The sequence below is a fragment of the Bradyrhizobium sp. UFLA06-06 genome (assembly GCF_054820065.1).
Window position 1 is genome coordinate 277,646 of the sequence record NZ_JADFUD010000001.1, and the last position, 14,463, is coordinate 292,108.

Here is a 14,463-nt window from a genome sequence, read left to right on the forward strand (position 1 = left end):
GCAACTCTGACGCCCAGACGCTGCCGATCTCGATCAGGAGGACCGCCGATGCCGAACCGGCCGATGACCCAGGACGACCCGCTCGAGGATTTCGAGCGCCGCCAGATTACCCTCGATGGGGCCGGCAAGACCGTCCATGTTGGCGGCGAAGGTCCTGCGGTGATCGTGATGGCGGAGATGCCGGGCATCAGTCCGCATGTGGCGCGCTTCGCCCGCTGGGTTCGCGATGCCGGATTCACCGTCTATATGCCGTCGCTGTTCGGCCGTGACGGCGCCGTCGCGAGCGCGGAGGAGGGCGCCGCGGTGTTTCAGCGCGCCTGCGTCAGCGCGGAGTTTCGTGCGATGGCCGCAAACCAGTCCAGTCCCGTGACGCAATGGCTGCGCGCGCTGGCGCGATTTGCCCATGGCGAATGCGGCGGTCCCGGTGTCGGGGCCATCGGGATGTGCTTTACCGGCAATTTCGCGCTCGCCATGATGCTGGAACCGTCGATGCTGGCGCCGGTGCTTTCGCAGCCGTCATTGCCATTGAATGATCCGGCGGGCATCGAGATCGCGCCGGAGCAAGTCAAGGCGGTGCGCGAGCGGCTGGAGCGCGAAGACCTGACCGTGCTGGCCTATCGCTTTGAGGGTGACAAGTTCTGCATGGCGCAGCGCTTTGCGGCCTATCGCGAGGCGCTCGGCGACCGATTCATCGGGCGGGTGCTTCCCGACAGCGCGGCGAACCGCGATGTGCCGCCGTTCTTCCGGAATTTCGTCACGACACCGCACAGCGTCGTGACGGTGCATCTGATCGACGAGGCGGGTCAGCCGACCATCGCGGCTCGCGATGAGATCCTGGCGTTTTTCAGGCAGCGGCTGTCACCCGTGAGCGGATGAGCCCGGCCGATCGAAATAGCCGAATGCGGCGCTCGTCAGGCTGCCCAGCAGGGACCAGAACACCAGACTGGTCAGCGTGACTGCGACCACGAACTGATGCGACAGGGACGAAGGCACGTTGGTCTCGACATGCTCCAGTTCGGGCGCGCCGATCAGATGCGGCAGCATGATCAGGACCACGCCGGCGATGGCGGCCGGCATCGAGCGCCGGAACACGATCAGCCCGAGGCCGGCTGCGGTCGCCAGCACCGCCGTCACCCACCAGATCTGGCGTGAGAGCAATGGAGCGGTGGGAACGCCTGGCAATTCAGGCGGCAGTCCGAGGCCCGGAGCGATGGTGAAGACGGCAAAGCCCGCAAGGCCCCACATCAAGCCTTCATGCCACGAGATCGGCTCGCCGGTCGCGCCGCTGCGCACCGCGAGGAAGCCGCAGAGCAGAAGCGCAAAGCCGATCGCGGTCAGGATGTTTGCCCCCGCGGTATAGACGTTGCGCTCCAAACCGTCGCGCGGCTCCCAGGCCTCCGCGCCATGATCATGATCCGCATGATCATGCACGAGGATCGCCTGCGGTGTCGCCGAGGCCTCGTGCTTGTGCGCGGCCGCCTTCTCATAGACCTCGGCCCTGAGGATCAGGGGAACGGTGCCGAACTGCTGGACCGCGGTGACGATCAGGCCGACGATGAATCCGGCAATGACCGACGAGAAGACGATCGAGCGAAACGTGCTCATGCAAAGGGGATCAGTGGCAGGGGAAGGCGTTGGAATGGCGCACGTCATGCGCGGCGTTGTGGATCACGTCGATGTGCGAGAAGCCGACGACGCCGACGATGAACAGGCCGAGCGTCATGGCCATCAACGATTGCGCAAGCCGTCCGACCTGTCGGGTAGCGATCGGCAGCGTGACCTGAGCTTGAGTAACCTGGGTTTGCGCGGTCTGGGACTGGCTCATGGTCGTTCTCCACATTCGATTTGATCGGCTTCTAGCAGCTTTCGGGTGATGTCGCGACTGGTAAGATGCAAATTTGTTCCAAGGGGGATGCGCTTGCGCTCGATCTTGGCGCGCGCGGCTGCCTTGAAGGCTTGTTCAAACCGCCTGAAAAGGGCGAGACATGCGTCCGCCGTCGGATCGGTGCCGAGCAGCGTGCGAAAGGCGCCCCGATGCACCGCGCAGATCGCGTTGTGCTCCGGCACGGGAAAGACCAGCGAGGCGATGTCGGCGCGCCAGTGCGCGTCATAGCTCGAGGTGCCATCGCCGGCAGGGGCTGGGTCAGCGTCGGATGGTGAATTCATCCGGACCTCGCCGCGATTCCCACTTGGCCTGTTCGAGCTCCGGACGGTCGCATTCGGTCTGGGGGTAACCGATGCAGAGATAGCCGATAAATTTCCAGGAGTCCGGGATTTCCAGAACGCCATGAATGCGTTCCGGATTGAGGATCGACACCCAGCCGATCCCGATGCCTTCGGCGCGCGCGGCAAGCCACATCGAGCAGATCGCGGCCACCACGGAATATTCTGACGTCTCCGGCATCGTCGCGCGGCCGAGACCGGCGCCGATCCGGTCGGCCTTGTCGGCGAACACGGCGAGATGGCCCGGCGCCTCCTCGAGGCCTGACAATTTCAACGCGGCATATTTTGCGGCGCGCTCGCCCGAATAGGACCCCAGCGCATCGGCGTTGCAGGCCTTGAAGTCGTCGATGACAGCGCGGCGTCGTGCCTCGTCGTCGACAATGACGAACCGCCAGGGCTGGCTCAGGCCGACCGAAGGCGACAGGCAGGCGATCTCGATCAGCCGCTCGATCGTGTTATCCGGCAGCGGATCGGCCCGGAACCGCCGCACGTCCCGCCGCCACACGAACAGCTCGTGCAGTTGGCGGCGAAACGTATCGTCGAATGAGACCATCGCGAGGCCTTTGGCAGGATCGATCACGGACTTCATTTAAGCTTCATCGGCAGGCCCGCAACGACGAACTCGACCTCGTCCGCGATGCCGGCGATAGTCTGGTTCATGATTCCTGCGGCGTCGCGGAAAGTCCGCGCCAATGCGTTGTCCGGCACGATGCCGAGACCGACCTCGTTGGTGACCAGGATGACCGGGCCGTGCTGGCGCGACAGCGCATCCGCCAGACGCGTCACTTCCTGCGACCAGTCGCGCCCGGCATGCAGCAGATTGGATAACCAGAGCGTCAGGCAATCGACCAGCCTCGCGCCGCCGCCATCGGTCTCGGACAGCACTTCAACGAGATCAAGCGGCACCTCGCGCTCGATCCAGTCGTTGCCGCGCCGCGCGCGATGTTTGGCGATCCGCTCATCCATTTCCGCGTCGAGCGCTTCGGCGGTCGCGATATAGACCGGTTGCCCCGCAAAGTTGCGCGCACGAAGTTCGGCGCGCCGGCTTTTGCCGGACCGGGCTCCCCCCGTGATCAGAATAACGGCCATATCATCTCCTGTGCGACCGGTACGCACGTCGTTCACAAACGCTCTAACCACCAATCGCGGAGAAAGACAAAGCCGAAATCCGTCACGGAGGGCTTGCGCTCGGCCGATGTCTTGCGCATCAGGGGGACCGCGGCGAGGAGAGGGTTATCGTGGGTTTTGCGGGAGCGATGGCGGTGGCGATGGCGGTCGATGCCCTGATCGGCTGGCCGGAGTGGCTGTTTGCCCGCATCGGCCATCCCGTGACATGGCTCGGCCGGCTGATCCATCTTGTCGATAGCGCCTGGAACCGCGCCTCCGATCCGCCGGCGTTTCGGCGTTTGGCTGGCGTCGCGGCCGCGATCTCGGTGATCGCGCTGGTGGTGGCGCTCGGTTGGGCCGTTCAGTTCGTGCTCGCATCCGGATGGGTTCGCGTTGTCCTTGTTGGTGTCCTGGCATGGCCGCTGGTTGCCGTGCGCTCGCTGCATGACCATGTCGCCGCGGTGGCAAATCCTTTGGCATCCGGCGACATCACGGCCGCACGTTTGGCGGTCGCGCAGATTGTCGGGCGTGATCCGGCTACGCTCGACGATTCCGGCATCGCGCGCGCCACCATCGAGAGCCTTGCCGAGAATGCATCCGACGGCATCGTGGCGCCAGTGTTGTGGGGCGCGCTGTTCGGCCTGCCGGGGATCCTTGGCTATAAGGCGATCAACACGCTGGACTCGATGATCGGCCACCGCACCGAGCGGCACGAAGCCTTTGGCTGGGCAGCCGCCCGGATCGACGATCTCGCCAATCTCGTTCCTGCACGGCTGACCGGGCTTCTGTTCGTGCTGCTCGCGCCGAACCGTTCGCAGGCGTGGTCATGCATGTTGCGCGATGCGCATCGCCATCGCTCGCCGAATGCCGGCTGGCCGGAAGCCGCGATGGCCGGCGCGCTCGGCGTCCGGCTCAGCGGTCCCCGCATCTATCACGGTCACATCGCCGATGAGCCGTGGCTGAACGAGGGGGCGCGCGATCCGGCTGCCGCTGACGTCCTCACCGGGCTGAAGCTCTATCGCTACGCCATGGTGCTGTTGGCTGCGGCGTTCGTCGCCCTGGCGCTGGCGTGAAGGAGCGGCGCATGCGTGAGCACGGCGGGAATCTTGATGTCGCCCAGCAGCGCTTCGGCGGCGCCGCGGACGACTGGATCGACCTGTCGACCGGGATCAATCGGGCGCCGTATCCCCTGGTCGATGTCGAGCCGCGGCACTGGAGCGCGTTGCCGTCGCGATCCGATCTTGAATCGCTCCACGACGCCGCGCGGCAAGCCTATGCCACCGACGCGCCGATGGTGGCGATGGGTGGTGCGCAGGCCGCCATTCAGTTGCTGCCGCATCTGGCGCTCAAGGGGCGGGCGCGGATCCTGGCGCCGACCTACAATGAGTATGCCGCGGTGTTGTCGGCCGCCGGCTGGGACGTCGCCGAGGTGTCCGATCTCACCGCGCTCGCGGGAGCGGACATTGCGATCGTCGTCAATCCGAACAATCCCGATGGACGGCGCCATGATCGGCAGGAATTGCTGGCACTGCTGCCGCGCGTTGGCCGGCTCGTCATCGACGAGAGTTTTGCGGACGCCGTTCCTGACCTGTCCCTTGCACCGGAAGCAGGACGCGCCGGGCTCCTGATCCTGCGCTCCTTCGGAAAGTTTTACGGACTTGCCGGCTTGCGGCTCGGCTTCGCTGTCGGCAGCGAGGCTGATATCGCCGCGCTTGCCGCGATGGCGGGCCCATGGCCGGTTTCGGGTGCCGCGATTGCGATCGGACGGCGCGCGTTGCTCGATCGCGACTGGGCAGAGGCGACAGCCGCGCGGCTCGCGGACGACTGCGTCAGGCTCGACGCGGCAGCGCGATCGCAGGGCTGGACGCTGCTCGGCGGCACGCCGCTGTTCCGGCTTTATGAGGTCGGCGATGCGCTGGCCGCGCAGGCGAAGCTTGCCCGCGGCCAGATCTGGTCGCGGGTCTTCCGGCAAAAGCCGGGATGGTTGCGGCTCGGCTTGCCGGGCGGCGAGGCGGAATGGTCGCGCCTTTCCTCCGTGTTGTCGCGCTGATTGCGACGGCGCTGCGCTCCCTCTCCCCGTTCTTACGGGGAGAGGGCTGGGGTGAGGGGCCGCATCCGCATATTCGGCGACAGCTGCGGTTGCGGAGGCTCCCCCTCACCCGGAACGCATCTAGCGATGCGTTCCGACCTCTCCCCGCACGCGGGGCGAGGTGAAAAGGAATCATCACGCGCTAACGCGCCAGCGCGAGCAGGCCTTTGACATCGAGATGGGTCTCGATGTGCTCGGCAAGCGCGTCGAGCGCGCTCTCGACCCTGGCGCCGTAGGGCTGATCAGCCGCCGCGATGTCGAGTTGCGTGAGGAAAGCCTTGCGAAATTCGTCCGAGGCGAACAGGCCGTGCAGATAGCTGCCGTGAACGCGCCCATCGCTGGAAACGGCACCATCAGCTGCACCATCAAGCAACGCAAATGGTCGCGCGCGATCCGGCCCGTCGGTGCGCCCGATATGGATTTCATAGGCGTTGATCGGTTGATGGGTCGCTTCATGCACCGCACTGACGCGCGTCAGCGTCTTCTGTTCGGTCATCGTGGTCGTGACATCGAGCAGCCCGAGGCCGCGGGTTTCGCCGGCGGGCCCCTCGATCCCTTCAGGATCGGCGACGCTCTGTCCGAGCATCTGGTAGCCGCCGCACAGGCCGAGGACATGGCCGCCGCGGCGATGATGCGCGAGGAGATCGATGTCCCAGCCCTGCGCGCGCAGGAAGGCGAGGTCGCCGCGGGTCGATTTCGAGCCGGGCAGGATAACGAGCTTCGCGTCACCCGGGATGGCTTCGCCCGGACGTACCATCACGAGATCGACGCCGGGCTCGAGCTTCAGCGGATCGAGGTCGTCGAAATTGGCGATCCGCGACAGGGCGAGGAAGGCGATCTTGCACTGACCGGGCTTGCGCGCCTCGCCGAGCCCGAGCGCATCTTCGGCCGGAAGCTCGCCGGCGCGGACGAACCAGGGCAGCACGCCAAAGCCGCGCCACGCCGTGCGCTCTTCGATCAGCCGGTACCCGTCATCGAACAATGTCGGATCGCCGCGGAATTTGTTGATGACGAAGCCCTGGATCATCGCGGCATCATCAGGATCGATCACGGTCATGATGCCGACCAGCTGCGCGATCACGCCGCCGCGGTCGATGTCGCCGACCAGCACCACCGGCACGTCGGCTTTGCGAGCAAAACCCATATTGGCGATATCGGCCTTGCGTAAGTTGACCTCGGCGGGGCTGCCGGCGCCCTCGACCAGCACCAGATCGGCGCGCGCCTTCAGGCGCGCAAAACTCTCCAGCACCGCGCCCATCAGCGACGACTTCATGCCGGCATATTCGCGCGCGCGTGCGGTGGCGATCCGTTTACCGTGCACGATGATCTGGGCGCCGACATCGGTCTCGGGCTTGAGTAGCACCGGGTTCATGTCGGTGTGCGGCTCGACGCCGGCGGCGAGCGCCTGCAACGCCTGCGCGCGGCCGATCTCGCCGCCGTCGACGGTCACGGCGGCGTTGTTCGACATGTTCTGCGGCTTGAACGGCAGCACGCGCAGGCCGCGCCGTCGGGCGGCGCGTGCGAGGCCGGCGACGATGAGCGACTTGCCCACGTCCGAGCCGGCTCCCTGGATCATCAATGCGCGCGCCATGGTGCTGTCTGTCAGAACTCGACGCCTGGCTGGGCCTTGATGCCGGAGCGGAACGGATGCTTCACCAGCGTCATCTCGGTGACGAGATCGGCAATCTCGATCAATTCCTCCTTGGCATTGCGCCCGGTGAGCACGACATGGGTCATCGGCGGCTTCGACGTTGTCAGGAAGTCGACGACATCGGCGATCGCGAGGTAATCGTAGCGTAGCGCGATGTTGATCTCGTCGAGCACGACCATGCGCAGGCTCGGGTCTGCGATCAGCTGCTTGGCCTTTTCCCAGCCCGCTTGCGCTGCCGCGATGTCGCGGGTGCGATCCTGCGTCTCCCAGGTAAAGCCTTCGCCCATCGCGTGGAATTGACAGAGATCGCCGAAATGCCCGGTGAGCAGGCGGCGCTCGCCGGTATCCCAGGCGCCCTTGATGAACTGCACCACGGCGCAGGGGAAGCCGTGCGCCACACAGCGCACGATCATACCGAACGCGGAGGATGATTTTCCTTTGCCGGCGCCGGTATGAACGATGATCAGGCCCTTTTCGCCGCTCTTGGTCGCCATGATGCGGTCGCGGGCGGCCTTCTTTTTCGCCATCTTGTCCGCATGGCGCGCGTCCAGCGAAGAATCGGTGCCGACGGCGGCGTCTTCAGCGTCGTTTCCATCAGAAGTCATCACGTTCCTTCGGCTTGACAAGTGCGAGGCTTGGACGAATGGTGCGTCCGCGTTGGTTCCTGTCCTACGACAGGCGAACAGGGAATGCGATAGGGAGATGACCGCAAGGTTCGCCCGAAGCGCAGCCGCCCCCGCGACCGTGACCGGAGAGATGCCCAAGCCACTGATTCCATACGGAGTCGGGAAGGTGGGCATCGAAGGGTAAAACCTGCTCCGCAAGCCGGGAGACCTGCCAACGCAGCATGTTGTGAAACCGGCGGACGGGGTGTTCCGCGACGGGGAACGAACCTGTCCAAAATCGGTTCGTGTGCCTCATCGCTTCCCGCTGTCAATCCAGGAAGGGCGATGAGCGTTACACTTCATGTCTGCATCACCTGCCGCGCCGGCCAGACGCCGGCGGAAGGTGAGCTCGCGCCCGGTGCGCGCCTGCATGCCGCGCTTGTCGAGGCCGGCGTGCCCGATGACGTCAATCTGGTTCCCGTCGCATGCCTGTCGGCCTGCAGCCAGGGTTGCTCGGTCGCGCTCAGCGCGCCGGGGCGATGGTCCTATGTCTACGGCCGACTGTCCGCCGATAATGCCGCGGATGTGATCGCCGGTGCCTCCGCCTATGCGGCGGCGCCCGACGGCATCGTGCCGTGGCGCAGCCGTCCGGAAATCTTCCGCAAGCAATCGCTCGCCCGCATTCCACCTCTTCCCGTCGTGCCGGAGGCCGCAGAATGACCACGCTCGCCAAAATTCCTGTCACGGTCGTGACCGGCTTTCTCGGCTCCGGCAAGACGACGCTGATCCAGCATCTGATCCGCAATGCCAACGGCAAGAAGCTCGCGGTGCTGGTCAACGAATTCGGCAGCGAAGGCGTCGACGGCGACATCCTGAAGTCGTGCGCCGACGCCAATTGTCCGGCCGAGAACATCGTCGAGCTCGCCAATGGCTGCATTTGCTGCACCGTCGCCGACGATTTCATCCCGGCGATGGAGCAGTTGCTGGCGCGGAACGTGAAGCCCGATCACATCGTGATCGAGACCTCAGGGCTCGCCCTGCCGAAGCCGCTGCTGAAAGCGTTCGACTGGCCGGAGATCCGCTCGCGGATCACGGTCGACGGCGTGATCGCGCTCGCCGACGCCGAGGCCGTTGCGGCCGGCCGTTTTGCGCCTGACCCGGCCGCGGTGGATGCGCAGCGCGCAGCGGACGACAATCTCGACCACGAGACGCCGCTGTCGGAAGTGTTCGAGGACCAGATCGCCTGTGCCGATATCGTGCTGCTGACCAAGGCGGATCTCGCCGGGGCGGAGGGGATCAAGGCAGCGAAAGAGGTGATCGCGGCCGAGATGCCGCGCGAGGTGCCGATGCTGCCCGTCGTCGACGGCACGATCGACGCGCGCGTGATCCTCGGGCTCGAAGCGGCGGCGGAGAACGATCTCGCGTCGCGGCCGTCGCATCACGATGGCGAGGAGGAACACGAGCACGACGATTTCAATTCCGTCGTGATCGATCTTCCGGAAGTTTCGGATGTCGACGCGCTGGTCGCCTCGATCAAGGGACTGGCGCGCGAGCAGAATGTGCTGCGCGCCAAGGGCTATATCGCGGTCGAAGGCAAGCCGATGCGGCTGCTGGTGCAATCGGTCGGCGAGCGGGTGCGGCATCAGTTCGACATGCCCTGGGGCGCCCGGGCGCGGCAGTCGAAGCTTGTCGTGATCGGCGAACATGCCGACATCGACGAAGCCGCGATCAGGGCACGGCTTGGTGTTTGATGCACGTCGTCTTCCGCGAGAGCCGCGGCCTTGAGGAGACCGCGACGCCAAGGGACCTCGGCCAGGATCCGGCCGATCTCGTGGTGTTGTCGTTTTCCGACAGCGATCTTGCTGCCTTCGCGGCCGGCTGGCGGCGCGGCCGCGCTGCGTTGCCGTCGCTGCGGCTCGGCAATCTCGCGGAGCTGCGCCATCCGCTGTCGGTGGATACCTATATCGAGCGGACGCTCTCGCACGCCCGCGGCATTCTGGTGCGGCTGATCGGCGGCGAGCCCTATTGGTCGTACGGGCTGGCCGCGGTGCATCGGCTGGCGAAGGAGCGCGGCATCGCCCTGGTGGTGCTGCCGGCCGATGGCCGCGACGATCTGCGGCTGGATGAATTCTCGACCTTGCCGGTCTCGACGCTGCGCCGTCTCAAGGTGCTGTGCGACAAGGGCGGCCCGGTTGCCGCGCAGGCCGTGATCGCGCAACTGGCGCTGGCGTCCGGACTCTATGCCGGGCCTGTGGTCGGCGAGATCGATCTTCCCGAGATCGGCGTCTACGATCCCCGGCGCGGTGCCATCGCGGCGTTGCCGGCACCGGACGGCCGGGCGCGCGTGCTGGTGACGTTTTATCGTTCTTATCTCGCGGCCGGTGACACGGCGCCGGTCGATGCACTGATCGATGCATTGCGTGAGAGGGGCTTTGATGCTCATGGCGTGTTCGTCACTTCGTTGAAGGCGGCGGGCGTGTCCGATTGGCTGCGCGTTCAGTTTGCGCAATGCGCTCCAGCGGCCATCGTCAATGCGACCGCGTTCTCCGCGGCCGGCGACGACGGCACGACGCCGTTCGACGCTGCATCGTGCCCGGTGTTCCAGGTCGCTTTGTCGACCGCGCGGCGCGAGGATTGGGCCGGATCGCTGCGCGGTCTGTCGCCTGGCGATCTCGCGATGCATGTGGTGCTGCCGGAGGTCGACGGCCGCCTGTTCACAGGCGTCGTGAGCTTCAAATCGCCTGGTGAGCGCGATCCCGAGCTGCAATTCGCGCATCTTGCGCATCGGCCGGATGCCGAGCGCGTCGCTGCAATTGCCGCACGCGTGGCCGCCTGGCATCGGCTTGCCGGCAAGCCGGAACAGGAGAAGCGGCTTGCGCTGGTGCTCTCGAACTATCCGGGCCGTCCGCATCAGATCGCGCATGCCGTCGGCCTCGATGCGCTTGCCTCGGTCGAGGCGTTGCTGACAGATCTCGCGGCCGCGGGATTTGACCTTGAGCCGGTGGAGTCGCTGGGCGACATTCTTTTGCGCAGGAATTTGACGTGGAAGGTCGCCGACTATCGCGCCGCGCTTTCCGGCCTTCCGCAACAACTGCAGGACGATCTCAGCCGCGCATGGGGCGCGCCGGAGGATGATCCCGATTGCCGTGACGGCGCATTTCATTTCGCGGCGATCTGCTGCGGCAAATCGGTCATTGCCGTTCAGCCGGAGCGCGGTGAGGTGGGGCAGCGCGACGCCGACTATCACGATCTGGCGCGCACGCCGCGTCACGCCTATGTCGCGTTCTATCTGTGGCTCAGGCGGCAAGGCATCGATGCCGTCGTCCACATCGGCGCGCATGGAACGCTGGAATGGCTACCGGGGAAGTCGGTTGCGCTGTCGTCCGCATGCTGGCCGGAGGCGCTGATCGGCGATCTGCCTGTTGTCTATCCCTTCATCGTCAACGATCCCGGCGAGGCCGCGCAGGCCAAGCGCCGGATCGGTGCCGTGACGATCGGACATCTGCCCCCGCCACTGGCACAGGCCGCAGTGCCGGAAGGCCTGCGCAGTCTCGAGCGCTTGCTCGATGAGTATTCGACTGCCGACGGCCTCGATCCGGCGCGGCGGCAGCGCCTGATCGCCGCGATTCGCGACGAAGCGCGCATCGCCGGGCTGGAAGACGATCTCGGTCTCGCCGAGTCGGTCTCCGCAGCCGAGGCCATTCCGCAGATCGATCGTTTCGTCTGCGACCTCAAGGAAAGCCAGTTCGGCGACGGCCTGCATATATTCGGGCAGGGCGCGTGCGGCGAAGCGGAGAGGGCGGCGCTGCGCGATGCGCTCGCGGGACGGCGCGTGGCGCCGGGGCCGTCGGGCTCGCCCTATCGCGGACGCCGCGACGTGCTGCCGACCGGACGCAATCTGTTTGCCGTCGATCCGCGCGCGGTGCCCACGCCGTCGGCGCATGCGCAGGGCGTGAAGCTCGCCGAAGAGCTGCTGCGCCGTCATTTGCAGGATGACGGCGACTGGCCGAAAGGACTCGTGGTCGACCTCTGGGGCTCGTCGACGATGCGCACCGCCGGCGAGGATTTTGCGATGGCCCTGCACCTCGCGGGCATCGCGCCGCGCTGGGATCATGGATCAGGCCGGGTGTCGGGCTACGACATCATCGCGCCGGCGGAGCTCGGCCGGCCGCGCATCGACGTCACGCTGCGCGTGTCGGGGCTGTTCCGCGACGTCTTTTCAGGGTTGGCCCAGTTGTTCGAAGCTGCGGCGGAGGCGTTGTCCGAACGCTGCGATGAGGCAGACGAGAATCCTTACCGGCAACGCATCTCGCGCGTGTTCGGTCCGCGCCCCGGACATTATGGCGTTGGCATCGCGTCGATGCCGGATGTCTTCACCAAGGAGGCGCGCGAGGCGGCCGGCGAAGCCTGGCTGTCGGCATCGTCGTGGGCTCTCGCATCCGACGGCGAGATGCGGCCCGATCGCGCCGGCATCGAGGCGCGGCTCGCGGCTGCGGACAGTTTTGTTCATACCCAGGATTTGCCGGAGACCGATCTGTTGCTGGCGGCGGACTATGCCGCGCACGAGGCGGGCATCGCGGCGGCGGCCCGGCGCCTTGGCACAAAAGTTCCGTCGCTCTATCACCTCGATGCGACGCGGCCGGATCAGCCGCATGCCCGCGCGTTGACCGAGGAAATCTCACGCGTGGTGCGGGCACGCGCGGCCAACCCTGCATGGATCGCCGGCATGATGCGCCATGGCTTCCGTGGTGCCGCCGAGATCTCGGCGACGCTGGAGCACATGGCGGCGTTCGCCCATCTCGCCGGCGCGGTGCCGGCGCATCTGTTCGATCTCTACTACGGAGCGACGCTCGGCAATGACGAGGTTCGCGGCTTCATGGCGCGCGAGAATCCGGCGGCGCTGGCGGCGATCGAAACCTGCTTCACGAGGTTGCATGAGGCGTCGCTGTGGCAAACGCGGCGCAATTCGATTGCGGCTGCGCTGCAGGAGGCCTCATGAGCGCGGTTGCGGTCAAGGGTTGGTGTCCCGGCGCGCTGCGGCCGATGCTATCAGGCGATGGCCTCGTGGTGCGCATTCGCCCGCGCGCCGGACGGCTCGACGCGGCGCAGGGTGCGGGAATCGCCGAGCTGGCGGCGCGATACGGCAACGGACTGATCGACTTGACCAGCCGCGCCAATCTCCAGATTCGCGGCGTCAGCGATGAAGCTTATCCGTCCCTGGTCGATGGGCTCGCTGAGCTCGGGTTGCTGGACACAGACTCGAATACCGAAGCGCAGCGCAACATTCTGGTGACGCCGTTCTGGACTGCCGCCGACGAGACGCGCTCGCTTGCGACCGAGCTTGAGCAGGTGCTTGCCAGTTCCTCGCTTGATCTTCCAACCAAGTTCGGCTTCGCAATCGATGATGGCGATGCGCGGATGCTGACTAGTGCGTCCGCCGACGTCAGGATCGAGCGCGATCGCGGCGGCGGACTGCTGGTGCGGGCCGATGGCGCACAGCGCGGGCTTTCGGTCACGCGGAGCGAGGCTGTGCAGGCGGCGCTGGCGCTGGCCGAGTGGTTCGTCGCTTCCGGCGGAGTCAGGGGTGAGAAAAAGCGGATGGCGGCTCATCTCGCCGGCGGTGCGAGCGTTCCGGAGACACTTCGCGGTGATGTCGAGCCCGTGGCTCGATCGGCGGACCCTGCGCCTGGCCTCTATCCGACGGGCGCGATGGTTGGCGTCGCCTTCGGGCAGATGCCGCACCAGACGCTCAGCGATCTTGCCGGGAGTGCACCAGCACTTCGCGTGACGCCGTGGCGGATGATGCTGGTGGAGGGGATGCGCGAGATGCCCCATGGGGCGGACCTCGTGACTGATGCCGGTGATCCCAGGCTGCGCGTGGTCGCCTGCAGTGGCGCACCGCGCTGCGGCGAGGCGCATGCCGATACGCGCGTGCTGGCGTCGGCGCTCGCGCGGCATATCCCACCCGATGCGCGGCTTCACGTCTCCGGCTGCGCCAAGGGCTGTGCCCATTCCGGTTCTGCGGATGTCACCCTCGTTGCGACAAACGACGGCTTTGACCTGATCCGCCGCGGCACGACGCGGGATGCGCCGGTCATCCGAGGGCTGACCAGTTCGTACCTCGTCGCAAATCCCTCCGTGCTGACGGGAGGCCATTGATGCCGCACGTCTACGAAACCGACGGCGCGACGATCTATCGCCAGTCCTTTGCCACCATCCGCTCCGAGGCCGACCTTGCCCGCTTCACACCAGACGAAGAGCCGGTGGTCGTGCGCATGATCCATGCCGCCGGCATGGTGGGCCTGGAAGCGCATGTGCGCTTCACATCAGGCATGGCTGCGTGCGCGCGAGCCGCCTTGCAGGAGGGCGCGCCGATCCTCTGCGACGCGCGCATGGTGTCGGAAGGAATTACGCGCGCGCGGCTGCCGGCCCGTAATGCGGTCATCTGCACGCTGGGCGATGTCAAGGTTCCCGCGCTTGCGCAATCGATGCGCAACACGCGCTCCGCGGCGGCGCTCGAGCTGTGGCGGCCGCATCTGGGCGGCGCCATCGTTGCGATCGGCAACGCGCCGACGGCGCTGTTCCATCTGCTCAACATGCTGGAGGATCCCGATTGCCCAAGGCCGGCGGCGATCATCGGCTGTCCGGTCGGCTTTGTCGGCGCGGCGGAATCCAAGGCGGCATTGATGGCTGAGCCCCCGGTGCCGGCGCTGACTGTCGAGGGACGGCTTGGTGGTTCGGCGATCACGGTTGCCGCCGTCAATGCGCTGGCGAGCCGGAGCGAATAG

General features: G+C 66.4%; 15 protein-coding genes and 1 riboswitch. Of the genes, 8 read left to right on the top strand and 7 right to left on the bottom strand.

The features are described from left to right. Positions 1-48: 48 nt before the first annotated feature. A complete protein-coding gene (locus IF803_RS01195) occupies positions 49-876 on the top strand; it encodes a dienelactone hydrolase family protein (protein WP_461190992.1) in 828 nt (275 codons plus the stop codon). On the opposite strand, the gene IF803_RS01200 is transcribed toward IF803_RS01195, so the two are convergent. The 5 genes from IF803_RS01200 to cobU are packed head-to-tail and all read right to left on the bottom strand — an operon-like array spanning position 859 to position 3,312. Continuing rightward, entirely contained in the window at positions 859-1,605 is a 747-nt protein-coding gene (locus IF803_RS01200; RefSeq protein ID WP_461190993.1) for a CbtA family protein, read from the bottom strand. The genes IF803_RS01195 and IF803_RS01200 overlap by 18 nt on opposite strands. Before the next feature lie 10 nt (positions 1,606-1,615). Further along, on the bottom strand, positions 1,616-1,825 hold the full coding sequence (locus tag IF803_RS01205) for a CbtB domain-containing protein (protein WP_038376083.1): 210 nt from the start codon (positions 1,823-1,825) through the stop codon (positions 1,616-1,618). After that, positions 1,822-2,166: a hypothetical protein gene (locus IF803_RS01210; RefSeq protein ID WP_461190994.1), complete on the bottom strand. Its 345-nt coding sequence runs from the start codon at positions 2,164-2,166 to the stop codon at positions 1,822-1,824. The genes IF803_RS01205 and IF803_RS01210 overlap by 4 nt, the downstream gene beginning before the upstream one ends. Beyond that, on the bottom strand, positions 2,144-2,776 hold the full coding sequence (gene bluB / locus IF803_RS01215; protein WP_461191062.1) for a 5,6-dimethylbenzimidazole synthase: 633 nt from the start codon (positions 2,774-2,776) through the stop codon (positions 2,144-2,146). Before bluB ends, IF803_RS01210 begins: the two co-directional genes overlap by 23 nt. Before the next feature lie 32 nt (positions 2,777-2,808). After that, positions 2,809-3,312 carry a bifunctional adenosylcobinamide kinase/adenosylcobinamide-phosphate guanylyltransferase gene (gene cobU, locus IF803_RS01220; RefSeq protein WP_028345177.1) on the bottom strand — a complete coding sequence of 168 codons (504 nt, stop codon included), beginning with the start codon at positions 3,310-3,312 and terminating at the stop codon, positions 2,809-2,811. 149 nt (positions 3,313-3,461) lie between these two features. Between cobU and cbiB the strand changes: the two genes are divergently transcribed. Both cbiB and cobD read left to right on the top strand, forming a co-directional pair. Then, the gene (gene cbiB / locus IF803_RS01225; protein WP_028345176.1) at positions 3,462-4,403 is read left to right on the top strand and encodes an adenosylcobinamide-phosphate synthase CbiB; all 942 of its coding nucleotides are present in this window, start codon (positions 3,462-3,464) and stop codon (positions 4,401-4,403) included. Positions 4,404-4,414: 11 nt separating this feature from the next. Further along, positions 4,415-5,380, top strand: coding sequence for a threonine-phosphate decarboxylase CobD (gene cobD, locus IF803_RS01230; protein ID WP_461190995.1), 966 nt, complete (start codon positions 4,415-4,417; stop codon positions 5,378-5,380). Between the two features lie 181 nt (positions 5,381-5,561). Here the strand turns inward: cobD and IF803_RS01235 are convergent, their stop codons facing one another. Both IF803_RS01235 and cobO read right to left on the bottom strand, forming a co-directional pair. After that, entirely contained in the window at positions 5,562-7,010 is a 1,449-nt protein-coding gene (locus IF803_RS01235) for a cobyric acid synthase (RefSeq protein WP_461190996.1), read from the bottom strand. An 11-nt stretch (positions 7,011-7,021) separates the two neighbouring features. Next, positions 7,022-7,675: a cob(I)yrinic acid a,c-diamide adenosyltransferase gene (cobO, locus tag IF803_RS01240; RefSeq protein ID WP_461190997.1), complete on the bottom strand. Its 654-nt coding sequence runs from the start codon at positions 7,673-7,675 to the stop codon at positions 7,022-7,024. 36 nt (positions 7,676-7,711) lie between these two features. Further along, positions 7,712-7,926: riboswitch (cobalamin riboswitch) on the top strand. A gap of 94 nt (positions 7,927-8,020) precedes the next feature. Between cobO and IF803_RS01245 the strand changes: the two genes are divergently transcribed. From IF803_RS01245 to IF803_RS01265, 5 genes are read left to right on the top strand one after another with little or no spacing between them, the layout of a single operon-like run. Beyond that, the gene (locus IF803_RS01245; protein WP_028331460.1) at positions 8,021-8,395 is read left to right on the top strand and encodes a DUF1636 family protein; all 375 of its coding nucleotides are present in this window, start codon (positions 8,021-8,023) and stop codon (positions 8,393-8,395) included. Next, positions 8,392-9,426: a cobalamin biosynthesis protein CobW gene (gene cobW, locus IF803_RS01250; RefSeq protein ID WP_461190998.1), complete on the top strand. Its 1,035-nt coding sequence runs from the start codon at positions 8,392-8,394 to the stop codon at positions 9,424-9,426. The genes IF803_RS01245 and cobW overlap by 4 nt, the downstream gene beginning before the upstream one ends. Next, a complete protein-coding gene (gene cobN / locus IF803_RS01255; protein ID WP_411780795.1) occupies positions 9,426-12,674 on the top strand; it encodes a cobaltochelatase subunit CobN in 3,249 nt (1,082 codons plus the stop codon). The genes cobW and cobN overlap by 1 nt, the downstream gene beginning before the upstream one ends. Then, on the top strand, positions 12,671-13,834 hold the full coding sequence (gene cobG, locus IF803_RS01260) for a precorrin-3B synthase (RefSeq protein ID WP_411780796.1): 1,164 nt from the start codon (positions 12,671-12,673) through the stop codon (positions 13,832-13,834). The genes cobN and cobG overlap by 4 nt, the downstream gene beginning before the upstream one ends. Beyond that, a complete protein-coding gene (locus IF803_RS01265; RefSeq protein ID WP_411780797.1) occupies positions 13,834-14,463 on the top strand; it encodes a precorrin-8X methylmutase in 630 nt (209 codons plus the stop codon). Before cobG ends, IF803_RS01265 begins: the two co-directional genes overlap by 1 nt.

What these genes read in the sequence shown, in the direction of transcription:
- IF803_RS01195 (WP_461190992.1), top strand. Translation starts at nt 49, where the DNA reads ATGCCGAACCGGCCGATGACCCAGGACGACCCGCTCGAGGATTTCGAG.
- IF803_RS01200 (WP_461190993.1), bottom strand. Translation starts at nt 1,605, where the DNA reads ATGAGCACGTTTCGCTCGATCGTCTTCTCGTCGGTCATTGCCGGATTC.
- IF803_RS01205 (WP_038376083.1), bottom strand. Translation starts at nt 1,825, where the DNA reads ATGAGCCAGTCCCAGACCGCGCAAACCCAGGTTACTCAAGCTCAGGTC.
- IF803_RS01210 (WP_461190994.1), bottom strand. Translation starts at nt 2,166, where the DNA reads ATGAATTCACCATCCGACGCTGACCCAGCCCCTGCCGGCGATGGCACC.
- bluB (WP_461191062.1), bottom strand. Translation starts at nt 2,776, where the DNA reads ATGGTCTCATTCGACGATACGTTTCGCCGCCAACTGCACGAGCTGTTC.
- cobU (WP_028345177.1), bottom strand. Translation starts at nt 3,312, where the DNA reads ATGGCCGTTATTCTGATCACGGGGGGAGCCCGGTCCGGCAAAAGCCGG.
- cobD (WP_461190995.1), top strand. Translation starts at nt 4,415, where the DNA reads ATGCGTGAGCACGGCGGGAATCTTGATGTCGCCCAGCAGCGCTTCGGC.
- IF803_RS01235 (WP_461190996.1), bottom strand. Translation starts at nt 7,010, where the DNA reads ATGGCGCGCGCATTGATGATCCAGGGAGCCGGCTCGGACGTGGGCAAG.
- cobO (WP_461190997.1), bottom strand. Translation starts at nt 7,675, where the DNA reads ATGACTTCTGATGGAAACGACGCTGAAGACGCCGCCGTCGGCACCGAT.
- IF803_RS01245 (WP_028331460.1), top strand. Translation starts at nt 8,021, where the DNA reads ATGAGCGTTACACTTCATGTCTGCATCACCTGCCGCGCCGGCCAGACG.
- cobW (WP_461190998.1), top strand. Translation starts at nt 8,392, where the DNA reads ATGACCACGCTCGCCAAAATTCCTGTCACGGTCGTGACCGGCTTTCTC.
- cobN (WP_411780795.1), top strand. Translation starts at nt 9,426, where the DNA reads ATGCACGTCGTCTTCCGCGAGAGCCGCGGCCTTGAGGAGACCGCGACG.
- cobG (WP_411780796.1), top strand. Translation starts at nt 12,671, where the DNA reads ATGAGCGCGGTTGCGGTCAAGGGTTGGTGTCCCGGCGCGCTGCGGCCG.
- IF803_RS01265 (WP_411780797.1), top strand. Translation starts at nt 13,834, where the DNA reads ATGCCGCACGTCTACGAAACCGACGGCGCGACGATCTATCGCCAGTCC.